Source organism: Streptomyces sp. 5-10, assembly GCF_014712245.1.
Lineage (GTDB): Bacteria > Actinomycetota > Actinomycetes > Streptomycetales > Streptomycetaceae > Streptomyces > Streptomyces violaceusniger.
The window spans coordinates 1-21,329 of the sequence record NZ_JACVYG010000079.1; the positions used below are offsets into that span (position 1 = coordinate 1).

The 21,329-nt window shown below is 71.7% G+C and carries 13 protein-coding genes and 2 pseudogenes; 2 read left to right on the forward strand and 13 right to left on the reverse strand.

The window, feature by feature from the left end; translation table 11 throughout:
- The 4 genes from IEJ02_RS44455 to IEJ02_RS44470 form a co-directional block, all read right to left on the reverse strand.
- On the reverse strand, positions 1-184 hold a 184-nt coding region (locus IEJ02_RS44455; protein WP_191069996.1), incomplete at its 3' end, for a flavodoxin-dependent (E)-4-hydroxy-3-methylbut-2-enyl-diphosphate synthase.
- Between the two features lie 138 nt (positions 185-322).
- On the reverse strand, positions 323-1,624 hold the full coding sequence (locus IEJ02_RS44460) for a M50 family metallopeptidase (RefSeq protein ID WP_191069997.1): 1,302 nt from the start codon (positions 1,622-1,624) through the stop codon (positions 323-325).
- Positions 1,621-2,883 carry a 1-deoxy-D-xylulose-5-phosphate reductoisomerase gene (gene dxr, locus IEJ02_RS44465; RefSeq protein ID WP_191069998.1) on the reverse strand — a complete coding sequence of 421 codons (1,263 nt, stop codon included), beginning with the start codon at positions 2,881-2,883 and terminating at the stop codon, positions 1,621-1,623. The genes IEJ02_RS44460 and dxr overlap by 4 nt, the downstream gene beginning before the upstream one ends.
- 131 nt (positions 2,884-3,014) lie before the next feature.
- A complete protein-coding gene (locus IEJ02_RS44470; protein ID WP_191069999.1) occupies positions 3,015-4,949 on the reverse strand; it encodes an acyl-CoA dehydrogenase family protein in 1,935 nt (644 codons plus the stop codon).
- A gap of 301 nt (positions 4,950-5,250) precedes the next feature.
- Here IEJ02_RS44470 and IEJ02_RS44475 point away from each other — a divergent pair, with 301 nt between their 5' ends.
- Entirely contained in the window at positions 5,251-6,267 is a 1,017-nt protein-coding gene (locus tag IEJ02_RS44475) for a LacI family DNA-binding transcriptional regulator (RefSeq protein ID WP_191070000.1), read from the forward strand.
- Between the two features lie 64 nt (positions 6,268-6,331).
- Here the strand turns inward: IEJ02_RS44475 and IEJ02_RS44480 are convergent, their stop codons facing one another.
- From IEJ02_RS44480 to IEJ02_RS44505, 6 genes and pseudogenes are all read right to left on the reverse strand, one after another.
- Positions 6,332-7,033: a glycoside hydrolase family 12 protein gene (locus IEJ02_RS44480; protein ID WP_191070001.1), complete on the reverse strand. Its 702-nt coding sequence runs from the start codon at positions 7,031-7,033 to the stop codon at positions 6,332-6,334.
- Positions 7,034-7,312: 279 nt separating this feature from the next.
- Positions 7,313-7,462, reverse strand: a pseudogene (locus IEJ02_RS51245) (beta-galactosidase trimerization domain-containing protein); the annotation flags it as partial.
- A 27-nt stretch (positions 7,463-7,489) separates the two neighbouring features.
- A pseudogene (locus tag IEJ02_RS51250) lies at positions 7,490-7,675 on the reverse strand (beta-galactosidase); the annotation flags it as partial.
- 43 nt (positions 7,676-7,718) lie between these two features.
- Positions 7,719-8,699, reverse strand: a complete 981-nt coding sequence (locus tag IEJ02_RS44495) for a carbohydrate ABC transporter permease (RefSeq protein WP_191070002.1) — start codon at positions 8,697-8,699, stop codon at positions 7,719-7,721.
- Complete coding sequence (locus IEJ02_RS44500) at positions 8,696-9,712, reverse strand: ABC transporter permease (protein ID WP_191070003.1); 1,017 nt, start codon at positions 9,710-9,712, stop codon at positions 8,696-8,698. Before IEJ02_RS44500 ends, IEJ02_RS44495 begins: the two co-directional genes overlap by 4 nt.
- On the reverse strand, positions 9,712-11,394 hold the full coding sequence (locus IEJ02_RS44505; RefSeq protein WP_191070004.1) for an extracellular solute-binding protein: 1,683 nt from the start codon (positions 11,392-11,394) through the stop codon (positions 9,712-9,714). Before IEJ02_RS44505 ends, IEJ02_RS44500 begins: the two co-directional genes overlap by 1 nt.
- A gap of 333 nt (positions 11,395-11,727) precedes the next feature.
- Here IEJ02_RS44505 and IEJ02_RS44510 point away from each other — a divergent pair, with 333 nt between their 5' ends.
- The gene (locus IEJ02_RS44510) at positions 11,728-14,748 is read left to right on the forward strand and encodes a glycoside hydrolase family 3 C-terminal domain-containing protein (RefSeq protein WP_498067130.1); all 3,021 of its coding nucleotides are present in this window, start codon (positions 11,728-11,730) and stop codon (positions 14,746-14,748) included.
- A 54-nt stretch (positions 14,749-14,802) separates the two neighbouring features.
- On the opposite strand, the gene IEJ02_RS44515 is transcribed toward IEJ02_RS44510, so the two are convergent.
- The 3 genes from IEJ02_RS44515 to IEJ02_RS44525 all read right to left on the reverse strand — a co-directional run bounded on the left by IEJ02_RS44515 (position 14,803) and on the right by IEJ02_RS44525 (position 21,010).
- Positions 14,803-16,263: an aldehyde dehydrogenase family protein gene (locus IEJ02_RS44515; RefSeq protein WP_191070005.1), complete on the reverse strand. Its 1,461-nt coding sequence runs from the start codon at positions 16,261-16,263 to the stop codon at positions 14,803-14,805.
- A 572-nt stretch (positions 16,264-16,835) separates the two neighbouring features.
- Positions 16,836-18,617: a PucR family transcriptional regulator gene (locus tag IEJ02_RS44520; RefSeq protein WP_191070006.1), complete on the reverse strand. Its 1,782-nt coding sequence runs from the start codon at positions 18,615-18,617 to the stop codon at positions 16,836-16,838.
- Positions 18,618-18,919: 302 nt separating this feature from the next.
- Positions 18,920-21,010 carry a type IV secretory system conjugative DNA transfer family protein gene (locus IEJ02_RS44525; RefSeq protein ID WP_191070007.1) on the reverse strand — a complete coding sequence of 697 codons (2,091 nt, stop codon included), beginning with the start codon at positions 21,008-21,010 and terminating at the stop codon, positions 18,920-18,922.
- Positions 21,011-21,329 lie beyond the last annotated feature (319 nt).

Genomic DNA, 21,329 nt, shown 5'->3' on the forward strand with positions numbered 1-21,329 from the left:
CCGTCAACTCCGCGATCTGCTGCAACGTCGCGCCGATGTCCGCCGTCACCGTCGTCGTCATCGACTGCACCGAGATCGGCGCGTCGCCACCCACCGCCACCGACCCGACCTGGATCTTCCGGCTGACCCTGCGCTCGGCGAGCCTGGCCGGTACGGACGGCATTCCTAGCGAGATCGCAGTCATCTGGTTCGTAACCCCAAGGTGTGTGCGTGGCCGGAGATCAGCGGACTTCGATCTCCGAGATTACGGCACTGGCCATGGCTTCAGCACACCGCGCTCCTGAAGTCCACCCAAAGGTGAACTTCAGGACATATCGCGTCATCAGGAGATTTTCACGGGGTTCACCACGTCCGCCACCAGGACGAGCAGCGTGAAGCAGATGAAAACTCCGGCGATCACATAGGCGACCGGCATCATCTTCGCCACGTCGAACGGCCCCGGGTCGGGCCGCCGGACCAGCCGGGCGGTGTGGCGCCGGATGGCCTCCCAGACCGCGCCCGCGATGTGGCCGCCGTCCAGCGGCAGCAGCGGCAGCATGTTGAACAGGAACAGCGAGAGGTTGAACCCGGCGACCAGGAAGAGCATGGTCGCGATCCGCTGGGAGGGCGGGATGTCGAGGTTGGCGACCTCGCCGCCGACCCGGGCCGCGCCCACGACGCCCATCGGGGAGTCCGCCTTGCGCTCGCCGTCCCCGAAGGCCGCGTTCCACAGGTCCGGGATCTTGGAGGGCAGGGCGAGCATGGAGTCGATGCCGTCCTCGACCATGTTGCCCATACGGTCCACGGACTGCCCGAAGGACTGCTGGACCACGCCGTTGGCCGGGGTGAAGCCGAGGAAGCCGGCGGTGACGAACTCGCCCTCCACATAGCCGCCGTTCCCGTCGGACTTGGCGACCTGGTTCTTTATGAGGTTGGCGTGCAGGGTCTTGCGGACGCCGTCCCGCTCGACGGTGATCGTGGCGGGGCCGGTGGTCTCGCGGATGTCCTGCTGGAGGGTGCCCCAGTCCGGGGTGCGGTGGCCGTTGAAGGCGACGATCTTGTCCCGGGGCTGCAGCCCCGCGGCCTTGGCCGGGGAGTCCTTGGCGCTCTTGGGGCACTTGTCGGTGGAGGCCGAGGCCGGGACCACGCACTGGGAGACCGTGCCCACACTGGTGGTCTGGGTGTTGACGCCGAAGCTCATCATCACCCCGAGGAAGATCGCCACCGCGAGGACCAGGTTCATGAAGGGCCCGGCGAACATGACGATCACGCGCTTCCACGGCTTGCGCGTGTAGAACAGGCGCTTCTCGTCGCCCGGCTGAAGCTCCTCGAAGGCGGCCGACCGGGCGTCCTCGATCATGCCGCGCCACGGTGAGGTGGAGCGCGCGGTGATCTTTCCGTCGTCGCCCGGCGGGAACATCCCGATCATGCGGATGTAGCCGCCCAGCGGGACCGCCTTGATGCCGTACTCGGTCTCGCCCTTCTTCCGGGAGAAGATCGTCGGCCCGAAGCCGACCATGTACTGCGGCACCCGGATGCCGAAGAGCTTGGCCGTGGAGAGGTGGCCGAGCTCATGCCAGGCGATGGAGATCAGCAGGCCGACGGCGAACACCACTATGCCGAGGACCGTCATCAGTGTCGTCATGCGCGAGCCTCCGGGGTCGCCTTCGCCGCTCTGGCGGCCAGTTCCGTTGCGCGGGCGCGGGCCCATGTCTCGGCCTCGAGGACGTCCGCGACGGTGAGCCGGGTTCCCTCGGCCGGGGTGCCGTGCTCGGCCACCACCTCGGCGACCGTATCGACGATTCCGTTGAAGGGCAGCTTTCCGTCAAGGAAGGCGTCCACGCACTCCTCGTTCGCCGCGTTGAAGACGGCCGGGGCGGTGCCGCCGAGGCCGCCGACGTGGCGGGCGAGGCCGACGGAGGGGAACGCCTCGGTGTCCAGGGGGAAGAACTCCCAGGTGTGGGCCTTGGTCCAGTCGCAGCCGGGCGCGGCGTCCGGCACCCGCTCGGGCCAGCCGAGACCGAGCGCGATGGGCATCCGCATATCGGGCGGGCTCGCCTGGGCGAGCGTCGAGCCATCGGTGAATTCAACCATCGAGTGGATATACGACTGAGGGTGGACCACCACCTCAATCCGCTCGAAGGGAATGTCGTAGAGCAGATGAGCCTCGATGACCTCCAGGCCCTTGTTGACGAGGGTCGCGGAGTTGATGGTGATCACCGGGCCCATGTCCCACGTGGGGTGGGCCAGCGCCTGCTCGGGGGTGACCTCGGCCAGCTCCCGCTTCGTCCAGCCGCGGAACGGACCTCCGGAGGCGGTGACGACCAGCTTGCGGACCTCCTCGCGGGCGCCGCCGAGCAGCGCCTGGAACAGCGCGGAGTGCTCGGAGTCCACGGGGACGATCTGGCCGGGCTTGGCGAGGGCGCGCACCAGGGGGCCGCCGACAATCAGCGACTCCTTGTTGGCCAGCGCCAGCACCCGGCCCGCCTCCAGGGCGGCCAGGGTGGGCGCCAGGCCGATGGAACCGGTGATGCCGTTGAGCACGGTGTGGCACTGGGAGCGGGCGAGCTCGGTGGCCGCGTCGGGCCCCGCCAGGATCTCGGGAAGCGGCTCACCGGCGCCGTAGCGCGCGCTCAGCGCCTGGCGCACCTCGGCCACCGCCTCGGACCGGGCGACCGCGACCCTGTCCACCCGCAGCCGGTGGGCCTGCTCGGCGAGGAGCCCGGCCCGTCCCCCGGCGGCGGACAGGCCGGTCACGCGGAAGCGGTCGGGGTTGCGCAGCACCACGTCGATGGCCTGGGTGCCGATCGAACCGGTGGAGCCCAGGATCACGATGTCGCGCACGCTCGCCGCGGCGGTGGCCGCTGGAACGCGCAGATGCGGGTCAGCCAGGGATTCCGTCATCCCCCCATTGTGGGGGCAAGGGATGACGGCTCGGTGACAAGCCCTGGGATCCAGTGATCGCGGACCCCAGGGGCCTCTCTGCACGTGCTCCGGCGGCTTCCCGGCGGCTCCTTCCGGCTCCGTCCGGCTCCTCAGTGGATGGGGCGGTGGACGTTCCGCTTCGCGGTCGGGCCGGGGGTGGCGTCGGCGATCCAGGGGCCGTCGCCGCTGGGGTCGATCACACCGTGCTCGAGCCATTCGTACGCCCCCGAGAGCACCCCGGAGACCACCTTGCGGTCGAGCTCGTCGGTGTTGGTCCACAGCCGCCCGAAGAGCTCGTCGGCGCGGATCCTGGCCTGCCGGCAGAACGCGTCGGCCAGCTGGTAGGCCGCGACGCCGTGGTCGCCGCGGGAGCGCAGCATCTCGGCCCGTACGCAGGCCGCGCTCATCGCGAACAGCTCCGCACCGATGTCGACGATCCGGCTGAGGAAGCCCTGTTTGGTCTCCATCCGGCCCTGCCAGCGGGACATGGCGTAGAACGTGGAGCGGGCCAGCTTGCGCGCCGAGCGCTCCACATAGCGCAGGTGCGGGGAGAGGTCCGGATGGCCCGCAGGGTTGAACTCCGGGTAGGCGCGGGGCAGTTGGCCGGGGCCGGCGAACAGCCCTGGCAGCCAGCGGGCGTAGAAGCCACCGGCCTTGGCGGCCGCCTTGCCCTTGTCCTGGAGGGACTTGTCGGGGTCGATGAGATCGCCCGCGACCGACAGATGGGCGTCCACCGCCTCGCGGGCGATGAGGAGGTGCATGATCTCGGTCGAGCCCTCGAAGATCCGGTTGATGCGCAGATCGCGGAGCATCTGCTCGGCGGGGACGGCCCGCTCCCCGCGGGCGGCCAGCGAGGCCGCGGTCTCATAGCCCCGGCCGCCGCGGATCTGGACCAGTTCGTCGGCCATCAGCCAGGCCATCTCGCTGCCGTAGAGCTTGGCGAGCGCCGCCTCGATGCGGATGTCGTTGCGGTCCTCGTCGGCCATCTGGGAGGCGAGGTCGATGACGGCCTCCAGGGCGAAGGTGGTCGCCGCGATGAAGGAGATCTTGGCGCCGACGGCCTCGTGCTTGGCGATGGGCTTCCCCCACTGCTCACGGGCGGCGGACCATTCGCGGGCGATCTTCAGACTCCACTTCCCGGCGCCCGCGCACATCGCGGGCAGCGACAGCCGTCCGGTGTTGAGCGTGGTCAGCGCGATCTTGAGGCCGGCGCCCTCGGGGCCGATCCGGTTGGCGGCCGGGACGCGGACCCGGTGGAAGCGGGTGACGCCGTTCTCCAGGCCGCGCAGCCCCATGAAGGCGTTGCGGTTCTCGACGGTGACGCCCTCGGAGGCGGTCTCCACGACGAAGGCGGTGATGCCGCCCTTGTGGCCCTCGGAGCGCGGCACCCTGGCCATCACCACCAGCAGGTCGGCGACCACGCCGTTGGTGGTCCACAGCTTGACGCCGTCCAGGAGGTAGTCGTCGCCGTCGGGCACGGCGGTGGTGGCGAGCCGGGCCGGGTCGGAGCCCACGTCCGGCTCGGTGAGCAGGAAGGCCGAGATGTCGGTGCGGGCGCAGCGCGGCAGGTAGCGGTCCTTCTGCTCCTGGGTGCCGAAGAGCTTCAGCGGCTGCGGTACGCCGATGGACTGATGGGCGGAGAGCAGGGCGCCGATCGCCGGGCTGACGGAGCCGGCCATGGCGAGGGCCTTGTTGTAGTAGACCTGGGTGAGGCCGAGGCCCCCGTACTTGGTGTCGATCTTCATGCCGAGCGCGCCGAGCTCCTTGAGCCCCTTGATGGTCTCGTCGGGGATCTGCGCCTCGCGCTCGATCCGGGCGGCGTCGACCCGCGTCTCGCAGAACTCCTGGAGCTTGGCCAGGAAGGCCTCACCCCGGCGGACGTCGTCCGGGGCGGGGGCGGGGTGGGGATGGATCAGATCGAGTCGGAAGCGGCCGAGGAAGAGCTCCTTGGCGAAGCTGGGCTTGTGCCATACCTGTTCGCGTGCGGCCTCGGCGACCTGGCGCGCTTCACGCTCGGACACCGGCCTGACGGAGGATGCGGTCATCGGTGCTCCCTTTGCCGCGACGATCTCGTGACATTACCGGCACGTACCGCTGCCAGTGTGCATCCGGTCCGACGGGACGGCAAAGCGGGAGGACGCCGGGATCCGGAGGTTCGGGGAGGATCGCCGCGGCGGCGGGCCCGGCAGGGGGCCTCGGGGGACATGGATGTGGCGTTGAAGCGCTTCGATAGCCTCTGGACAGCCTCTGCGCTGCGGGTTTAATGTCAATCCGTATGGCCAGGCAGCAGAGCTCGGCCATGCGTCGAAGCGCTTCACGCACAACCCCCCGGATGGAGTCCCCCGCATGGTCACCCTCGCCGAGGTCGCCCGCCACGCCGGAGTCTCCGCCAGCACGGTGAGCTACGTCCTCAGCGGCAAGCGGTCGATCTCCGCTCCCACGCGCGAGCGCGTCGAGCACAGCATCAAGGAGCTCGGCTACCACCCCAACGCCGGAGCCCGCGCCCTGGCCAGCAGCCGCTCCAACATCCTCGCGCTCATGGTGCCACTGCGGACGGACATGTACGTGCCGGTGATGATGGAGATCGCCATCGCGGTCGCCACCACCGCCCGCTCCCACGGCTATGACGTCCTGCTGCTCACCGGCGAGGAGGGCCCGGCGGCGGTGCGCCGGGTGACCGGCAGCGGGCTCGCCGACGCCATGATCGTGATGGATGTGGAGCTGGAGGACGAGCGGCTGCCGCTGCTGCACGCGGCCCGCCAGCCCACCGTACTGATCGGGCTGCCCGCCGACACCGTCGGCCTGACCTGCGTCGATCTGGACTTCACCGCAACCGGTGCGCTGTGCGCCGAGCATCTGGCGGACCTCGGCCACCGGGACATCGCCGTCGTGGGCGAGGCCCCGGCCGTCTACGAGCGCCACACCGGCTTCGCCGAACGGACCCTGGAGGGGCTGCGCCGCCGCGCCGCCGAGCTGGGGGTGCGGCTGCTGCACCGGCCGTGCGAGGGCAGCTACGAGTCCATGGACGGCACCCTCTCCCGGATCTTCGACGAGCGCCCCGGCACCACCGGCTTCGTGGTGCAGAACGAGGCGGCCATCGATCCGCTGCTCAGCCTGTTGCGCCGGCAGGGCCGCGCGGTGCCCGAGGACGTCTCGGTGGTCGCCATATGCCCCGAGCAGGTGGCCACCCAGGCGTCGGTGCGGCTCACCTCGGTGGCCATCCCCGCGGACGAGATGGGGCGGCGGGCCGTGGAGCTGGCGGTGGCGAAGCTGGAGGGCGGCGCCCCCGAGGAGCAGGTGACCCTGCTCGCCCCGGAGCTGACCGTACGGGCCAGCTCGGGCCCGGCGCCCGGCACGGCCTGACGCGCCCTCGCCGGGCCGGTGGCGTACCGCCGCCGCGTGGGTGGGCGGCGGCGGTAGCCGGGGGTCAGCTCGCGCTCACCCCGAAGCCGTTGGTGCGGAAGTCCAGCCCTCCGGCCGAGGAGGTGATCTCATAGCCGAACTGGACGTCGCCGATGGTCACATCGCCGAACCAGCCCTTGGTGTTCTTGATCCAGTTCACGATGGGCTTGATGTCCACGGAGCCGGAGGTGGAGTTCGAGGTGCGGATGAAGGAGAAGACCTCATTGGCCCCGTTGCTGCCCTTGTAGACGCTCCAGGTGTGGCCGCCGAGGGTGACATTGCCCTGGGCGGTGCCGAGCGGGCCGACCGGGCCGGTCTTGTTGACCCACAGCATGATCTCGTAGTCGTCGTTGGAGTCCCAGATGTCGTACGAGGTGTTGTACGCGCCCGAGGACGGCACGGTGACGTTGTAGGTGCTGGTCAGCGTGGAAATGGCGCTGATCTTCTTGCCGACGACCTTCTTGGCGTTGGGGTAGGACTTGATGCCGCCGGTGTTCGGGTGGTTGGCCCACACTCCCCAGTCGCTGGAGGAGTTGGCCCAGATGGTCTGGGATCCGGCGCCGGAGCCCCAGATGTTGTTGTAGAGGGTGTAGCCGCCGTTGGACCAGGTGCCCCACTGGTCCGAGGAGGACCAGGTGGCGGCCTGGGCGGAGGCGGCGGCGAAGCCGATCAGCGCGAGTAACGCGTTCAGCGGGGTGAGGAAGAGCGTTCGAGCGGCTCGTTGCACGGGACCTTCCCTTTCAGCCGGGGGATTCGGGCGGAGCCGGGACCATGACCGCGAAGCGGTCCAGCCGGACGCTGGTGTGGTGCGCGCGCCCGGTGAGCAGATCCGTCCGCGCGGACGGGAGGGGTACGACCGCCGGGGTACGGCCGTGGTTGAGCAGGAAGAGGTACGGGCGCGCCGCACCGCCTCGACGCCCTCGGGGAGGCCGGGCAGCACGGGGGCCAGCCCCGCCTCCTCGGCGGCGCGGCCGAGCAGCGCGCCCAGCGCGGCGGGTTCGGGGAGGGGGGAGACGTACCAGGCGGTGCCGGCGCCGTAGGCGTTACGGGTGACGGCGGGGCGGCCGTCGAGCTCACCCCCGTTGTTCCGGGCGACCGGTTCGGCAGTGGACGGCTCCAGGTCCTCGGACCAGAGGGTGCCGTGGAACGCGCCCAGCCAGGCGCCCTCGGCGGTGAGCGAGTCGAAGTCCCGTGCGCCGGGGCGGGGTTCGAGCCGGGCCCAGGAGAAGACGCCGACGGTGACGGTGGTGACGCCCGCCCGGCGCATCAGCCGGATGTCGTCGTGCCAGACGCTCTCGGGCCACTGCTCGGGGTTGTAGTCGCCGCCGTAGAGGACGCGGCCGCGGGTGGCGTCGTTCAGGTCGGGCATACCGGCTCCCGTCTCGGGTCGGCTGGGTACGGGGCAACCGGCGTCAGCCCTTGACGGCGCCGGTGAGCATGCCCTTGGTGAAGTGCTTCTGGACGAAGGGGTAGAGCACCGCGACGGGGATCAGCGCGAGCACCATGACGGCCATCTGCACGGCCAGTCCGGGGATCTGCTGGGTGGAGATCATCTGGGACATGCCCTGCGGCGCCTGCTGCTTGATCACCAGCTGGCGCAGGATCATCTGGAGCGGCCACATGTCCTGGTCGTTGAGGTAGAGCATGGCGTTGAACCACTGGCTCCAGTAGCCGACCGCGTAGAAGAGCGAGACCACCGCGATCACGGCCTTCGACAGCGGCAGCACGATGCGGAACAGGATCCGCCAGTCCCCCGCGCCGTCGATCCGGGCGCTGTCGATCAGCTCGGGCGCGATGTTCTGGAAGAACGCCCGCAGCACCAGGACGTTGAAGACCGAGACGGCCCCGGGCAGGATCATCGACCAGTAGCTGCCCTCCAGGCCGACGCCGGTGACCAGCAGATACGTGGGGATGAGACCGGCGTTGAAGAACATGGTGACCAGCAGCACCATCAGGATCGGCCGGTGCAGGAAGGACCCCGGGCGGGACAGGCCGTAGGCGCACAGGACCGAGACGACGGTGCTGATCACGGTGCCCACGGCGGTGAGCGCGAGGCTGACGAGGGTCGCCCGGGTGACCGTGCCGCCGCTCAGCAGCTCGGTATAGGCCCGGAAGGTGATCGTCTTGGGGACGATCACCAGTCCCCCGGCGTCGGTGATGGTCCTCTGGTCGGAGAGGCTGGTGACGATCACCACCCACAGCGGGCCGAGGATCGCCAGACACACCCCGACCAGGGTGGCCCCCTTGAGCCCCTGGCCGACCCTGCCGGGCTCCTCCTCCCACACCGGGCGCCGCTCGTCGCGGCGCCGCCGCGGGGGCGGGGCCGGGGTGCCGGTCGGGGCCGCGGTGCCGTGCCGGCGCCCGCCGGCGCCGGTCCGTTCGGTCACGGTCATTTCCGGTAAACCCCCTGCTCGCCGAGCATATGGGCGACTTTGTTGGCGATCAGCACCAGCACCAGGCTGAAGGCGCCCTTGATCAGACCGCCGGCGGCGGCGATCCCGTAGTCGGTGTTGGCGATGCCGACCCACCACACATAGGTGTCGAAGACCTCCGAGGCGCCGGGCCCCACCGCGTCGCGCTGGAGCAGGATCTGCTCGAAGCCGACGGTCAGCGAGTCGCCGACGCGCAGCACCAGCAGCAGGGCGATCACGGGGCGCAGCGCCGGCAGCGTGACGTGCCACATCCGGCGCCGGCGGTTCGCGCCGTCCACGGCCGCGGCCTCGTAGAGGTCCTGGTTGACGGCCGAGAGCGCGGCCAGGAAGACGATCACGCCCCAGCCCGCGTCCTTCCACACCAGCTGGGCGGTGATCAGGAACTTGAAGACACCCGGGTCGGTCATCAGGTCGAAGCCCTCGTGGCCGTGGGCGCGCAGCTGCTGGGCCAGCAGTCCGGCGCCGCCGAGCATCTGCTGGAAGATCGTGATCACCAGCACCCAGGAGAAGAAGTGCGGCAGGTACAGGATCGACTGGACCAGGCCGCGGACCTTGTCGCTGAGCACGCTGTTGAGCAGCAGCGCCAGCGCGATGGGCACCGGGAAGAAGAGCACCAGCTGGATGAAGGTGATGGAGAGGGTATTGGCGAAGGCGTCCCAGAAGCGGCTGTCCTCGAAGAGGAGCGTGAAGTTGTCGAGGCCCACCCAGGGGCTGCTCCACAGCCCCTGGGTGAACGGGTCGTAGTCCTTAAAGGCGACGGTGGTCCACAGCAGCGGCACGTAGGTGAAGAGCAGGAGCAGGCCGACGGCGGGGGCGACCATCAGCAGCAGGGTGCGGTCGCGGCGCAACCGGTGCCACCATCCGGTGTGGGCGGTCGGGGTGCCGGGGCCCGGCGGGGTGGCGGGGTCCGCCGGGGCACCGCGCCCCGCCGGGGTGCCCCGATCCGCCAGGGCGCCCCGGGCCGGCTCGGCCATCAGGCGCCGCTGCCGTTCTCGTCGAGGAGCCCCGCGTACCAGTCGCGGAGCCGGTCGCCACCACCGCTGCGCCAGTCGCTGATGGCCCGCTGGGCGTCCTTGATCGACTTACGGCCGCGGGTGACGTCCTTGGCGAGGTCCTCGAACGGCGTGTAGAGCGAGGCGTACCGATTGGGCTCCTGGATCTGCATTCCGTAGAAGAGCGGCTTCCTGGCGAACTTGCCCATCCGCTGCATCCAACCGCAGTAGTCCTCGACCATCTGCGGGAAGTCCGGATAGGCGACGCTCGCCTGCGGGGAGACGATGAAGCGATAGGTGTCCTGGACCTCCTTGATGCCCTTGGCGTTCTTGACCGGGACGCCCTTCTCCATGTCGTGGTGCACACCTTCGACGCCGTAGTCGATGAGGCGCTGTTCCTTGGTGCCGAAGGGCGCGGCGATGAAGTTCGCGAGGGCGAGGATTTCCTCGATCTGGTCCTTGGAGAGGTTCTTGTTGAGGAACGACCAGATCTGGGCGGGCGGGTCGAGGTAGATCACGGGATCGCCGCCGTCGGGGCCGAAGTAGTCCATTCCCTGAATCTTGAAGTCGGGGTTGGGACCGGCCTGTTCGAAGGTGGCGCCGTACCACTTGGCGTCGCCGTCGTTGTAGAAGAGGGTCTGCCCGGAGGTGAAGCGGGTCAGCGCGTCATTGGCCTTGCCCGCGACCGCGTCGGGGTGGACATAGCCCCCGGCGAAGAGCTTGCGGCACCATTCAAGGGCCTCGAGGTAGTTCTCGGTCTCGACCTTGTGGACCAGCTTGCCGTTCTTCTCGATCCAGTAGTACGGCTTCTCCCCTGGGCAGCCGAAGAACCGCTGTGCCGACCACCACATGTCGTCACAGGCCCACACCTTGCTCTTGGGCCGGGTGATCTCCTTGGCCAGGGAGAGGAATTCCGCCGGGCTCTTGGGGACGTGATAGCCCTCCTTGGTGAAGATGTCCTCGCGGTAGTACGGAATGACGCCGTTGAGCGGACGGGAGGGCATCGGCAGCCCGCGGAGCTTGCCGCCGAAGACGGACATCTGCCAGGCGGCGGTGGGAATGGCGGCGAGGTTCGGATATTTCTTGACCTTGTCGCCGGAGAGATAGGGGCCGAGATCGGCGAATTTGGCGCTGACCGCGCCATGGATCCGCCCGCCCATCTCCCAGAGCGGGATCATCACGATATCGGCGATGTCGCCGGAGGCGAGGACGGCGCCGAGCTTCTCGCCGTAGGTGTTGCCGTCCTGGGGCTGGAACTTGACCGTGGCGCCGAGCGCGTCGTTGACCGCCTTGTAGTAGGCGTTGTTCTTGGGCGGCGGGGTGCCCCAGAGCGGTTCGAACATCGTGTAACTGCCACCGTGGCCGGGCTTGCCCTTCACGGAGTCGACCAGTTCGGCGGCGGGCGGGGCCTTGGTGTAGCCGGGGCTGGAGCCGTTGACGCTGGGGATGTCGGGGTCCGCCACCTTCGAGGCGACATAGGTCGGCAGCAGGTTCTTCAGCTCCTTGCCGGAGGTGGTGCCGCCCTTGCCGGAGCCCTCCTCGGTGGAGCAGCCGGTGAGCAGCGGAACCCCTCCCGCGACGGCCGCCGCGGCAACCGCCGTGGAGGCCAGGAAGGTTCTCCGGCTGGGAGGGGAAGTGGAGGCCGAAGCCTGGGAGTTCGGCATTGCGTCAACCCTTCGTGGCGTGCCCGCCGTACGACCGATGGTCGAATTGGCCGAGAGTGGTCGAAGATTGGTCGAAGCGCTTCGATATTGCGCTGAGGTTAAGGCGGGGGGTGGGGTCGCGCAAGAGTGGTGGCGCAAGATGCCGATGGGTTGGGCTTCCGCGGAGCCTTGACAGGGTGGGCATGGTGCGCCCAGCATCGAAGCGCTTCGAATCGATGTCGAATCGACGTGGCTTCGACGTGGCTTCGACATCGCTTCGACGTCAGGGGCTGGGGAAGTTGGTGCACGAGCCGGAGAAATCGGTGCACGAGCTGAGGAAGAGGGGCCGTATCCGTGAGCGATGACGGTGATCTGATCACGCGTCCGCCCTTTCGCGATCAGCCCTCTCCGGATCCGCCCTTCCGCGATCCACGGCTGCCGGTGCGCACGCGCGTCGAGGATCTGCTGGCCCGGCTCACGCTCGATGAGCGGATCGCGATGCTCCACCAGTACGCGCCCGGGGTGGAACGGCTCGGCCTCGCGCCCTTCCGCACCGGGCAGGAGGCGCTGCACGGCGTCGCCTGGATGGGCCCCGCGACCGTCTTCCCCCAGGCCGTCGGGCTCGGCGCGACCTGGAACCCGGAGCTGGTGCGGCGCGTCGGCGAGGCGGTCGGCCGCGAGGCACGGGCCATGCGCGCACGCGATCCGCGGGTGGGCCTCAACGTGTGGTCGCCGACGGTGAACCTGCTGCGCGATCCGCGCTGGGGCCGCAACGAGGAGGGGTACGCCGAGGATCCGTACCTCACCTCGGCCCTGGCCACGGCCTACACCCGCGGGCTGCGCGGCGACCACCCCGAGCGCTGGCGCACCGCGCCCGTCCTCAAGCACTGGCTGGCGCACAACAACGAGACCGACCGGGACACCACCTCCTCCTCGGTGCGGCCGCGTGTCCTGCACGAATACGATCTGGCGGCCTTCCGCGGGGCGGTGCGGGCGGGCGCGGTGGCGGGGGTGATGCCCGCGTACAACCTGGTCAACGGGCGGCCCAACCACGTCTCCCCGTATCTGCGCGAGCACTTGCGCACCTGGACCGACCAGGAGCTGGTGGTCTGCTCCGACGCGGGCGCGCCGTCCAATCTGGTCGACTCCGAGCACTACTTCGACACCCACGAGGAGGCGATCGCGGCGGCCCTGCGGGCGGGGGTGGACAGCTTCACCGACCACGACCAGGACGCGTCGAAGACGCTCGCGCGGGTGCGGGGCGCGCTGGAACGCGGGCTGATCGACGCCTCCACGGTGGACACGGCGGTGCGGCGGCTGCTCGCGATGCGGTGTGCGCTGGGCGAGTTCGACGATCCCGGCGGGCAACCAAGGGAATGCGACGGTGCCTTCGACACCCCCGCCCATCGCGCGCTCGCCCTGGAGGCCGCCGAACAGGCCGTCGTCCTGCTCACCAACGACGGTCTGCTGCCGCTCTCCGAAAGCGCCGTCCGCACCCTCGCCGTCGTCGGTCCGCTCGCCGACGAATGCAAGCTGGACTGGTACAGCGGCAGCCTGATCCGCCGCAGCTCGCCGCGCGAGGCGCTGGCCGAGCGGCTCGGCGCCGACCGGGTGGTGTTCGCGGACGGCCTGGACACCGTACGGCTGCGCACGGCGGCCGGTTGGATACGGGTGCCGGACGCGGCGGCGGAGGGGAGGGGTCCGGCAGAGGCGGCGGAGGGGGAGGGTCCGGCGGAGGCGGCGGGCACGCTCAACCCGGCGCATGCGGCGGGCCGTACCGATCTGCCGCCGCTGACCGTCGGCGACACGCCCACCGATCTGTCCCTGGCCGACTGGGGCGGCGGGGTGCTCACCCTGCGCGCGCCCTCCGGCCGCTATCTGACCGTGGCCGAGGACGGCTTCGTCCGCGCGGCGGCGGAGCAGCCCGGGGGCTGGGTGGTCCAGGAGACGTTCACGCTCGAAGCGCACCCCGACGGACACCTCCTCAGGCACCTGGGGACGGGTGGCTACGTCTGTGTCGCCGCGGGCGCGCTGAAGGTTGCCGAACGTGACGGCGGCGAGGAGCGGACCGGGACCGCCTTCCGGCTGGAGGTCGTCGAGCGCGGCGAGGACGCGGTGGCACGCGCCGCCGCGCGGGCGGACGCCGTGGTGGTCGTGGCGGGCAACGACCCGCACATCGGCGGCCGGGAGACCGAGGACCGCACCACCCTCGCCCTGCCCGCCCAGCAGCAGCGGCTGTGGCGCGCGGCCCACGCCGCCAATCCGCGGACCGCGCTGGTGCTGACCTCGAGCTATCCGTACGCGGTCGCGGAGGCGGCCGATGCGCTGCCCGCGCTGCTGTGGACGGCGCACGGCGGCCAGGCGGCGGGCACGGCGCTGGCCCGGGTGCTGTTCGGGGACGTCTCACCGGCGGGGCGGCTGCCGCAGACCTGGTACGCGTCCGACCACGATCTGCCCGATCCGCTCGACTACGACATCATCGCCTCGCGCGCCACCTATCTGTACTTCGACGGCGCCCCGCTCTTCCCCTTCGGGCACGGCCTCTCGTACACCGCCTTCGCCTACGGCGAGCTGACGGTGCGCCGGGAGACGGACCTGACCGTGGAGTGCGAGGTCACCAACTCCGGTCCGTGCGACGGCGACGAGGTGGTGCAGATCTACGCGAGCGCCCCCGGGTCGCGGGTCCCGCTGCCGCACCGCCGGCTCATCGCCCACCGCAGGGTGTGGCTGCGCCGGGGCGAGCGGGCGCGGCTGTTCTTCACCGTGCCGGTCGAGGACGCGCTGGGCTTCTGGGACGTGGCGCACGGCCGCTGGACCGTCGACCCGGGGGCGTACGAGATCCACGCGGGCGCGTCCAGCGCGGACCTGCGCGCCACCGCCACCGTGACCGTCGAGGGCCCGCCGCCCGCACCGCGCCCCGTGCCGCGGCGCGGTCTGGAGGCCGCGGACTACGACGCGGCGGACGGGATCGTGCTGGTGGACCGCGCCAAGGTCCGCGGGGACGCGGTGGCCTGCCGTGACGACGCGGTCGGCCGGCTGCTCTTCCGCGCCTGCGACTTCGGCGCGGGGGTTACGTCGATGACGGTCGAGGCCGCGTACGAGACCGCTGGGGCGGGGAACGACGACGCCGGGGCGGGGAACGACACCGCGGGGGCGGAGGACGATGCCGCTGGGGCGGGGAACGACGCGACGGTCGAGGTGCACCTCGCCGACGGCACCACCCTGGCCACCGTCACCATCCCGCCCACCGGCGGCCGCTACGCCTACACCACCGTCCGCGCCGCCCTGCCCACGCCGCCGGCCGGCGTGCGGGACCTGCACATCACGCTGCGCGGCGGCGGCCTGAGACTGGCCCGTCTCGGCTTCTCCGGTTGAGGGTCCGGAGCTGCCGGGACGGGTCAACCCCTTGCTTTCCCGTGAGGGGGTGGGTCAGAGGTCGAGGCCGGTGAGGACCATGACCCGCTCGTAGGTGTAGTCCTCCATCGCGTACCGCACGCCCTCGCGGCCGACGCCGGACCTCTTGGCGCCGCCGTACGGCATCTGGTCGGCGCGGTACGAGGGCACATCGCCGATGATCACGCCGCCGACCTCCAGCGCGCGGTGGGCGCGGAAGGCGGTCTGCACCTCGCGGGTGAAGACGCCCGCCTGGAGGCCGTACTTGGAGTCGTTGACGGCCGCGAACGCCGCGTCCTCGTCCGCCACCCTGTGCAGGGTGAGCACCGGTCCGAAGATCTCCTCGCAGGAGAGGGTGACATCTGCGGGGACGTCCGCGAGCACGGTCGGGGCGTAGTTCGAGCCCTCGCGCTTGCCGCCGGTGAGCAGCTTCGCACCGGCCCGGACGGCCTCCTCGACCCAGGACTCGACGCGCTTGGCGGCGTCCTCGCTGATCAGCGGGCCGACATCGGTGGCGTCATCGGCCGGGTCGCCGGTGGTCTGCGCCTCGACGGCCGCGACGATCTTCGGCACGAGCTCCTCGTAGACGGACGCGTCCGCGATCACCCGCTGCACGGAGATGCAGGACTGTCCGCCCTGGTAGTTGGAGAAGGTGCCGATGCGGGTGGCCGCCCAGTCGAGGTCGGCGTCGGCGGCGTAGTCGGACAGCACGACCGCGGCGCCGTTGCCGCCGAGCTCCAGCGTGCAGTGCTTGAGCGGCACCGACTCCTTGATCGCGTAGCCGACCTTCTCCGAACCGGTGAAGGAGATGACCGGCAGCCGCTCGTCCTGGACCAGCGCGGGCATCCGGTCGTTGGGCACCGTAAGGACGCTCCAGGAGCCCGCGGGGAGCTCGGTCTCGGCCAGCAGCTCGCCGAGGATCAGCGCGGACAGCGGGGTCGCGGGCGCCGGCTTGAGGATGATCGGCGTGCCGACGGCGATCGCCGGTGCGACCTTGTGGGCACTGAGGTTCAGCGGGAAGTTGAACGGCGCGATGCCGAGGACGGTGCCGCGCGGGAAGCGGCGGGTCAGCGCGAGCCGCCCGGTGCCACCGGCGTCGGTGTCCAGCCGCTGGGCGTCACCGCTGTTGAAGCGGCGGGCCTCCTCGGCCGCGAACCGGAAGACGGATACGGCGCGGCCCACCTCGCCGCGCGCCCACTTGATCGGCTTGCCGTTCTCGTCCGAGATCAGCCGGGCGATCTCCTCGCCGCGCTCGGCGAGACGGCGCGACACATGGTCCAGCGCGGCGGCCCGGACGTGCGCGGGGCTCGCGGCGAACTCCTCACGCACCGCGTCGGCCGCGGCGACGGCCTCCTCGATCTGCGCATCGGTGGGAACGCTCACCACGCCGACGCGGTGGCCGTCCCAGGGCGAGGTGACCTCGAGCGTGCTCTCGCCCGTCGCCTTGCGGCCGGCGAGCCAGAACGCATGGGTGACAGCTTCGTGTGTGTCTGGCACAGCGGATCCCGACCCTTCAGAAGTGGTGTCTCTCCTCCCACCGTAGGCGCGCCCCGCCTGCGCGGCGTTTGTCCGAGGCGTAGCAGTCGGGCACGCGGGCGCTCCGCAATGGCGTGCCGGGGTGGGGAGGGGGCGAGAGGGAGGAGGGGCTGGGGGCGGTGACCGGGGTGGGGCGGCTGGGGCGGTGACCGGGAAGGGGTGGCGGGGGCGGCGGCCGGGAAGCGGCGACCCGCGACGAGGCGGCGAGAAAGCGGTGACGGGAAAGGAGTGCCGCGGTAAGGCGGTCGGGGGCGACGCCACGACGAGACGGCCGGGAAGGAGTGGCCGGGAGCGGTGACCGCTACCANAGGGGGGGGGGGGGGCGGCGGCCGGGAAGCGGCGACCCGCGACGAGGCGGCGAGAAAGCGGTGACGGGAAAGGAGTGCCGCGGTAAGGCGGTCGGGGGCGACGCCACGACGAGACGGCCGGGAAGGAGTGGCCGGGAGCGGTGACCGCTACCAGGCGATCGGGGCGGCGGCGGGCGCCGCAGGGCGGTCGAAGGGGCGGCCGAGCGCATGCTTCAGGCCGACGCTTCAGGCCGACGGGCCCGGGGCCGTGGCCTTGAGGGCCAGCCACAGCTCCATGCGGACGTCCGGGTCGTCCAGGGAGCGGCCCAGGATCTCCTCGACGCGGCGCATCCGGTAGCGCAGGGTGTGCCGGTGAACGCCGAGGTCGGCGGCGGCCGCGTCCCACTGGCCGTGCCGGGAGAGCCAGGCGCGCAGCGAGGCGACCAGATCGCCCCGGCCGGTGGCGTCGTGCTCGTGCAGGGCGCGCAGCATGCCGTCGGCGAACGCCCGGACGGCGTCGTCGGCGAGCAGGGGCAGTACGGAACCCGCCGCCACCTGCTCGTGCTCGACCAGCATCCGTCCTCGGCGGCGCGCCACGGACAGCGCCTGCTCCGCCTGGCGGTAGGCGGCCGCGGCGGCGATGGGGCCCGCGGGGGCGGACAGCCCGATGACGAGCTCGTCGCCGCGGGGCGCGGCGACCGCGGCGCGGTCGCGGGGGCGGGCCTTCGTACCCCGGCGGGCCTCGACGGCCTGGGCGTGCTCGGCGCACGCCTCGACCGCCGCGCCGCCGTCGGGGGCCAGCACGATGAGCCGTTCGCCGTCGGGCACGACCAGCACCGACTCGCCGGTGCGGGCCGCGGCCGCCTCCATGGTGTCGATGAGCGTGGCGAGGGGGTCGGCCGCCTCGGCTTCGCCCGTGGCCGTGCCCGTGCCGGTGCTTGCGCCCGTGCTTGTGCTTGTGGCTTCCGCGGAGGGCTCCGCCAGGGCCTCGTCCGCGGCGGAGGGCGCCGCGTGGGCCTGCTGGGCCGTACCGCCGGACGGCACCTCGGCGACCAGCATCCGGAACGGCGCGTCCAGCAGCCCGCCGTACAGCCGCCCGGCGACCGCCCGCGCATGGTCGGGCTCGCCCGCGAGCAGCATCCGCAGCACGGCGGCGCCGAGCCGCTGCTCGGCCTCCTGGAGGGCGCGGGAACGCTCGGTGGTCAGGGTCAGCAGCGCGACCGCGGAGTGCACCGCGTAGCGCTCGGCGGTGCCCAGCGGCGCGCCCGTGCCGACCGCGAGCACACCACGCGTACGGCGGCCGGTGCCCAGCGACTGGAGCTCGACCCGGTCGGCGACGGCCGTGTCCTCGGCCGGTTCCGCGCCCGTGGCCCCGGCCGGCCCGCAGCCCCCGCCGACCACGATGCTCGCGGGGCCCGGGCGGGAGCGCAGCCGCGCGACGTCGGCGGTGAGCCGGGCGGCGCGGCGGGTGGCCCAGTCGGGGGCGGCGGCGACCACGGCGCCCGAGGCGTCATAGAGCGCGGCCCAGCCGTCGACGTGGGCGGCGAGCCGGGCCAGCAGAGCGGCGGGCCCCTCGGCGCCGATGGCGGCGCGGGTCAGCTCGCGCTGCGCCTCGAACCCGGCGGTCACGGCGCGGTACTGGTCGGCGGCTATCGCCGCGGAGACGGCCTTGCTGATCGCGATGAACGGGGTGCGGCGGGGCACGCCGAGCAGCGGCAGCCCCTCCTCCTTGGCCGCCGCGGCGAGCGCGGGCGGCACCTCGGCGTAGTTGACGCCGAGCGCGAAGCCGAGCCCGACCACGCCCGCGCCCACCAGCCGCCGCACATAGCGGCTCATCTCCTCCGGGTCATCGGCCTCGATCTGCATCGCGGTGATCAGGAGCAGTTCGCCGCCCTCCATATAGGGCACGGGGTCGGCCAGCTCGCTGACGTGTGCCCAGCGCACGGGCGTCTCCAGCCGGTCCTCGCCCACGAGGACGGACAGCTTGAGACCGGGGTGGCGGACGAGTGAGGCGAGCGTGGGAGGCATGGCACCTTCGAAGCGAATGCGACGACTTGCGACGACTTCACCGCCCCGTATGAACGGCTACTGCCGATTCTGCCTCAATGGAGGAAAACGCGGAATTGACGGCCTGATTTCGCCACGGGTCTGGCCGTGACGCGGCGGTTCCGGTTGCCCCGGTCACTCTGAAGGGGCAACCGAGACACCCGGGGCGGCCGGGGCGGCCGACTGGCGACCGTGACAGATGAACCAATGACGGCCAATGACGGCCAATGACGGCAATGACGGCAATGAGGACTGACCGGAACGGCCGCCGATACGGCCGCCGATCACCCGCGCAGATCCACCAGCACCGGCGGCCCGCCCTCGCCCCTTACGGAGGTCACCGACAGCACCGCGTGCCCGGGAGGAACCGCATGGGCCAGCTCAGAGGCGGACCAGCGCTCGCGCTCCACCGTCCGTACGGTCACCGACTGGGTGGTCACCGCCTTGCCGGTGGCGACCTTACGGATGAAGTGCAGCACCTTGGTGAGCGGTTCCTCGGCGATGATCTGCCGGTCGGTGACGTCCCGGGTCTCGACCCACTCCGTCCCCCACACCTCGGCGAACCGCGCCCCGTCCCAGGTCGTCACCCCGGCACAGGCCATCCGGCAGCCGACCGCGCCGAGCAGCGCGCTGCGCAGCGACTCGGGGACGTCGTCGAGGGTGCGGAGGGTGAGCACCGCGCCCGCGTGCGCGGAGCGGAGCCGCTGGATGCCGCGCAGGGCCTCGGGGGTGATGGTGTGCGAGGCGTCGTCGAGGACCAGGCAGGCGAACAGCGAACGGTCGGCCCGGCCCACGGCGCACTCGGTGAACTGCGCCAGGACCAGCCGCGCGAGCATCCGCGACGCCTCCGCGTGGCCGCGCTCGGGCAGGTCGATACGGACCCGGAGGGGGTGTTCGAGGGCGCGGAGGGAGAACGGGCGGCGGTCGCCCGTGGTGTCGAAGAAATCGGCGAACGCGGGGCGGTCCAGCAACGCGATCCGGTCCGCGAGCAGCGCGCCCACGTCCCCGGGCGCACCCGACTGCCGGACCCGCGCCTCCAGCTCGCGGGCCTGCGCCCGCTCCCCGGCCTCGTCCAGCGCCTCGCGCAGCGCGTTGACGGCCGTCTTGGAACCGTCCAGCAACTCCCGCAGATCCGGTACGGACGGGAAGCCGCCGTGGGCGGCGCGGTAGGGGCCGAGCAACTGGGCCAGCGCGGTGGCGGCGCGCCTGCTGTCCCCGCCAGGGAGCGAGGCCGCCATGTCGCCGATCAGGGCCTCGGCGAGGATGCCCGCGGCCTCGTCGGGGTCGGTGGTGCCGCCGTAGAGGTCGAGGTCGTAGCCGGAGTCGGGCCGACCGATCTTCACGACGACGTCGAACGCCTCATCCGCCCCGAGTCCGGCCCCCGCCGCCCCGACCGCCACGACGGCGACCTGCCCGGCGAGCGCCTGCAGACACAGCGACTCCACGACGGGCCGCACCACCCGCCCCGTCTTCCCCGAACCGGGCGGCCCGACGGCCAGCAGCGAGGTGCCGAGCACCTCGGGATCGAGGGCGAGCCCGACGCCGCGGTGCTGGTAAGGATTGCGGGAATCCTCGGCGGCGGTGCCGAGGCGGACCTGATGGGCGAGGAGATCATGCCGCGCCGTCCGGACGGGCAGGTCCCGCGCCCCGGACGGATGTGCGTACGAGGCGGCGCCGTGGCGCAGCACGGTGTCGGTGAACGAGGCGAGCGAATTCCTCCCCGCCCGCACGGACTGCCAGGCGCGCTCGATCCGGGCGTGGTCGACGTCATTCATCGCGCCCGCCCGCGCGTCCGCCGCCAGCCGATCAGCCGCACTGTGCGCCCCCGCGGCCCGCAAATGCGGCCACTCCACCGGATCCCCCTCCGGCCGCCCCGCGGCCGCCACCTCAGGAGCGGGCTCATCCCAGGCCCGCCGGAAGAGGGGCGCGACATAACGGCGCCAGACCTCGGGCCAGTGGCCGACGCGACCGAAGATCACGGCGAGGATGGCGAGAACAATGCCGATGTAGATGCGCTGGGACCACCAGCCCGCCTGTGTATTGCCTCCGCGCTCGTACCACGAGTCCGGGGTCAGCAGATACATGGGCCACAGCCAGTAGCCGCCCAGGTACCCGTTCCAGAGCAGCGACCAGACCAGCCAGCCGCAGAGCAGAGCGATCAGAGCCCCGCTGAGCAGCCGCCGCCCTGGAATGCGATCCGGCTCCTCGGGCGCCTTCGGCTTGTGCTCGTACGTCCATACTCCCGGCGTCGCCTCGGCCCGAGGGGCGCGCAGCCAGGCGACGAAGGACGGGGGGGCGGCGCCGGGGGCCGGAGGGAAGCCAGGGGCCGGCACCGGGGGGACGCCGGGGGCCGCCGGGGGCGCGGTCGGCGGCATCGGCGGCGGGGCGACCGGATTCCTCGAGGCCGTCCCGGGAGCATCGACAGGCGGCCAGGCGGCTTGTGACGGGGCGGTCTCCGGAGGAGGGGTATCCGTGCCGTTCCTGTGCCACGGTCCGCCTGAACCCTGCGATGGCGCGTCCCCCGTAGGTCGGGGTGTGGAGGGCTCCTCCGCCGCCGCGCGCGGGTACTCGGGCGCGCGCGGCGGCCGCGGCCGGACTCCCGAGGCTGCCGAGGGCGGGGATTGCGGGGGTGGTGGGTTGTGGCGTGTGCTGCGGGAATCGAACGTGCCCTCGGTGTCCATGTGCTGCCCCTTG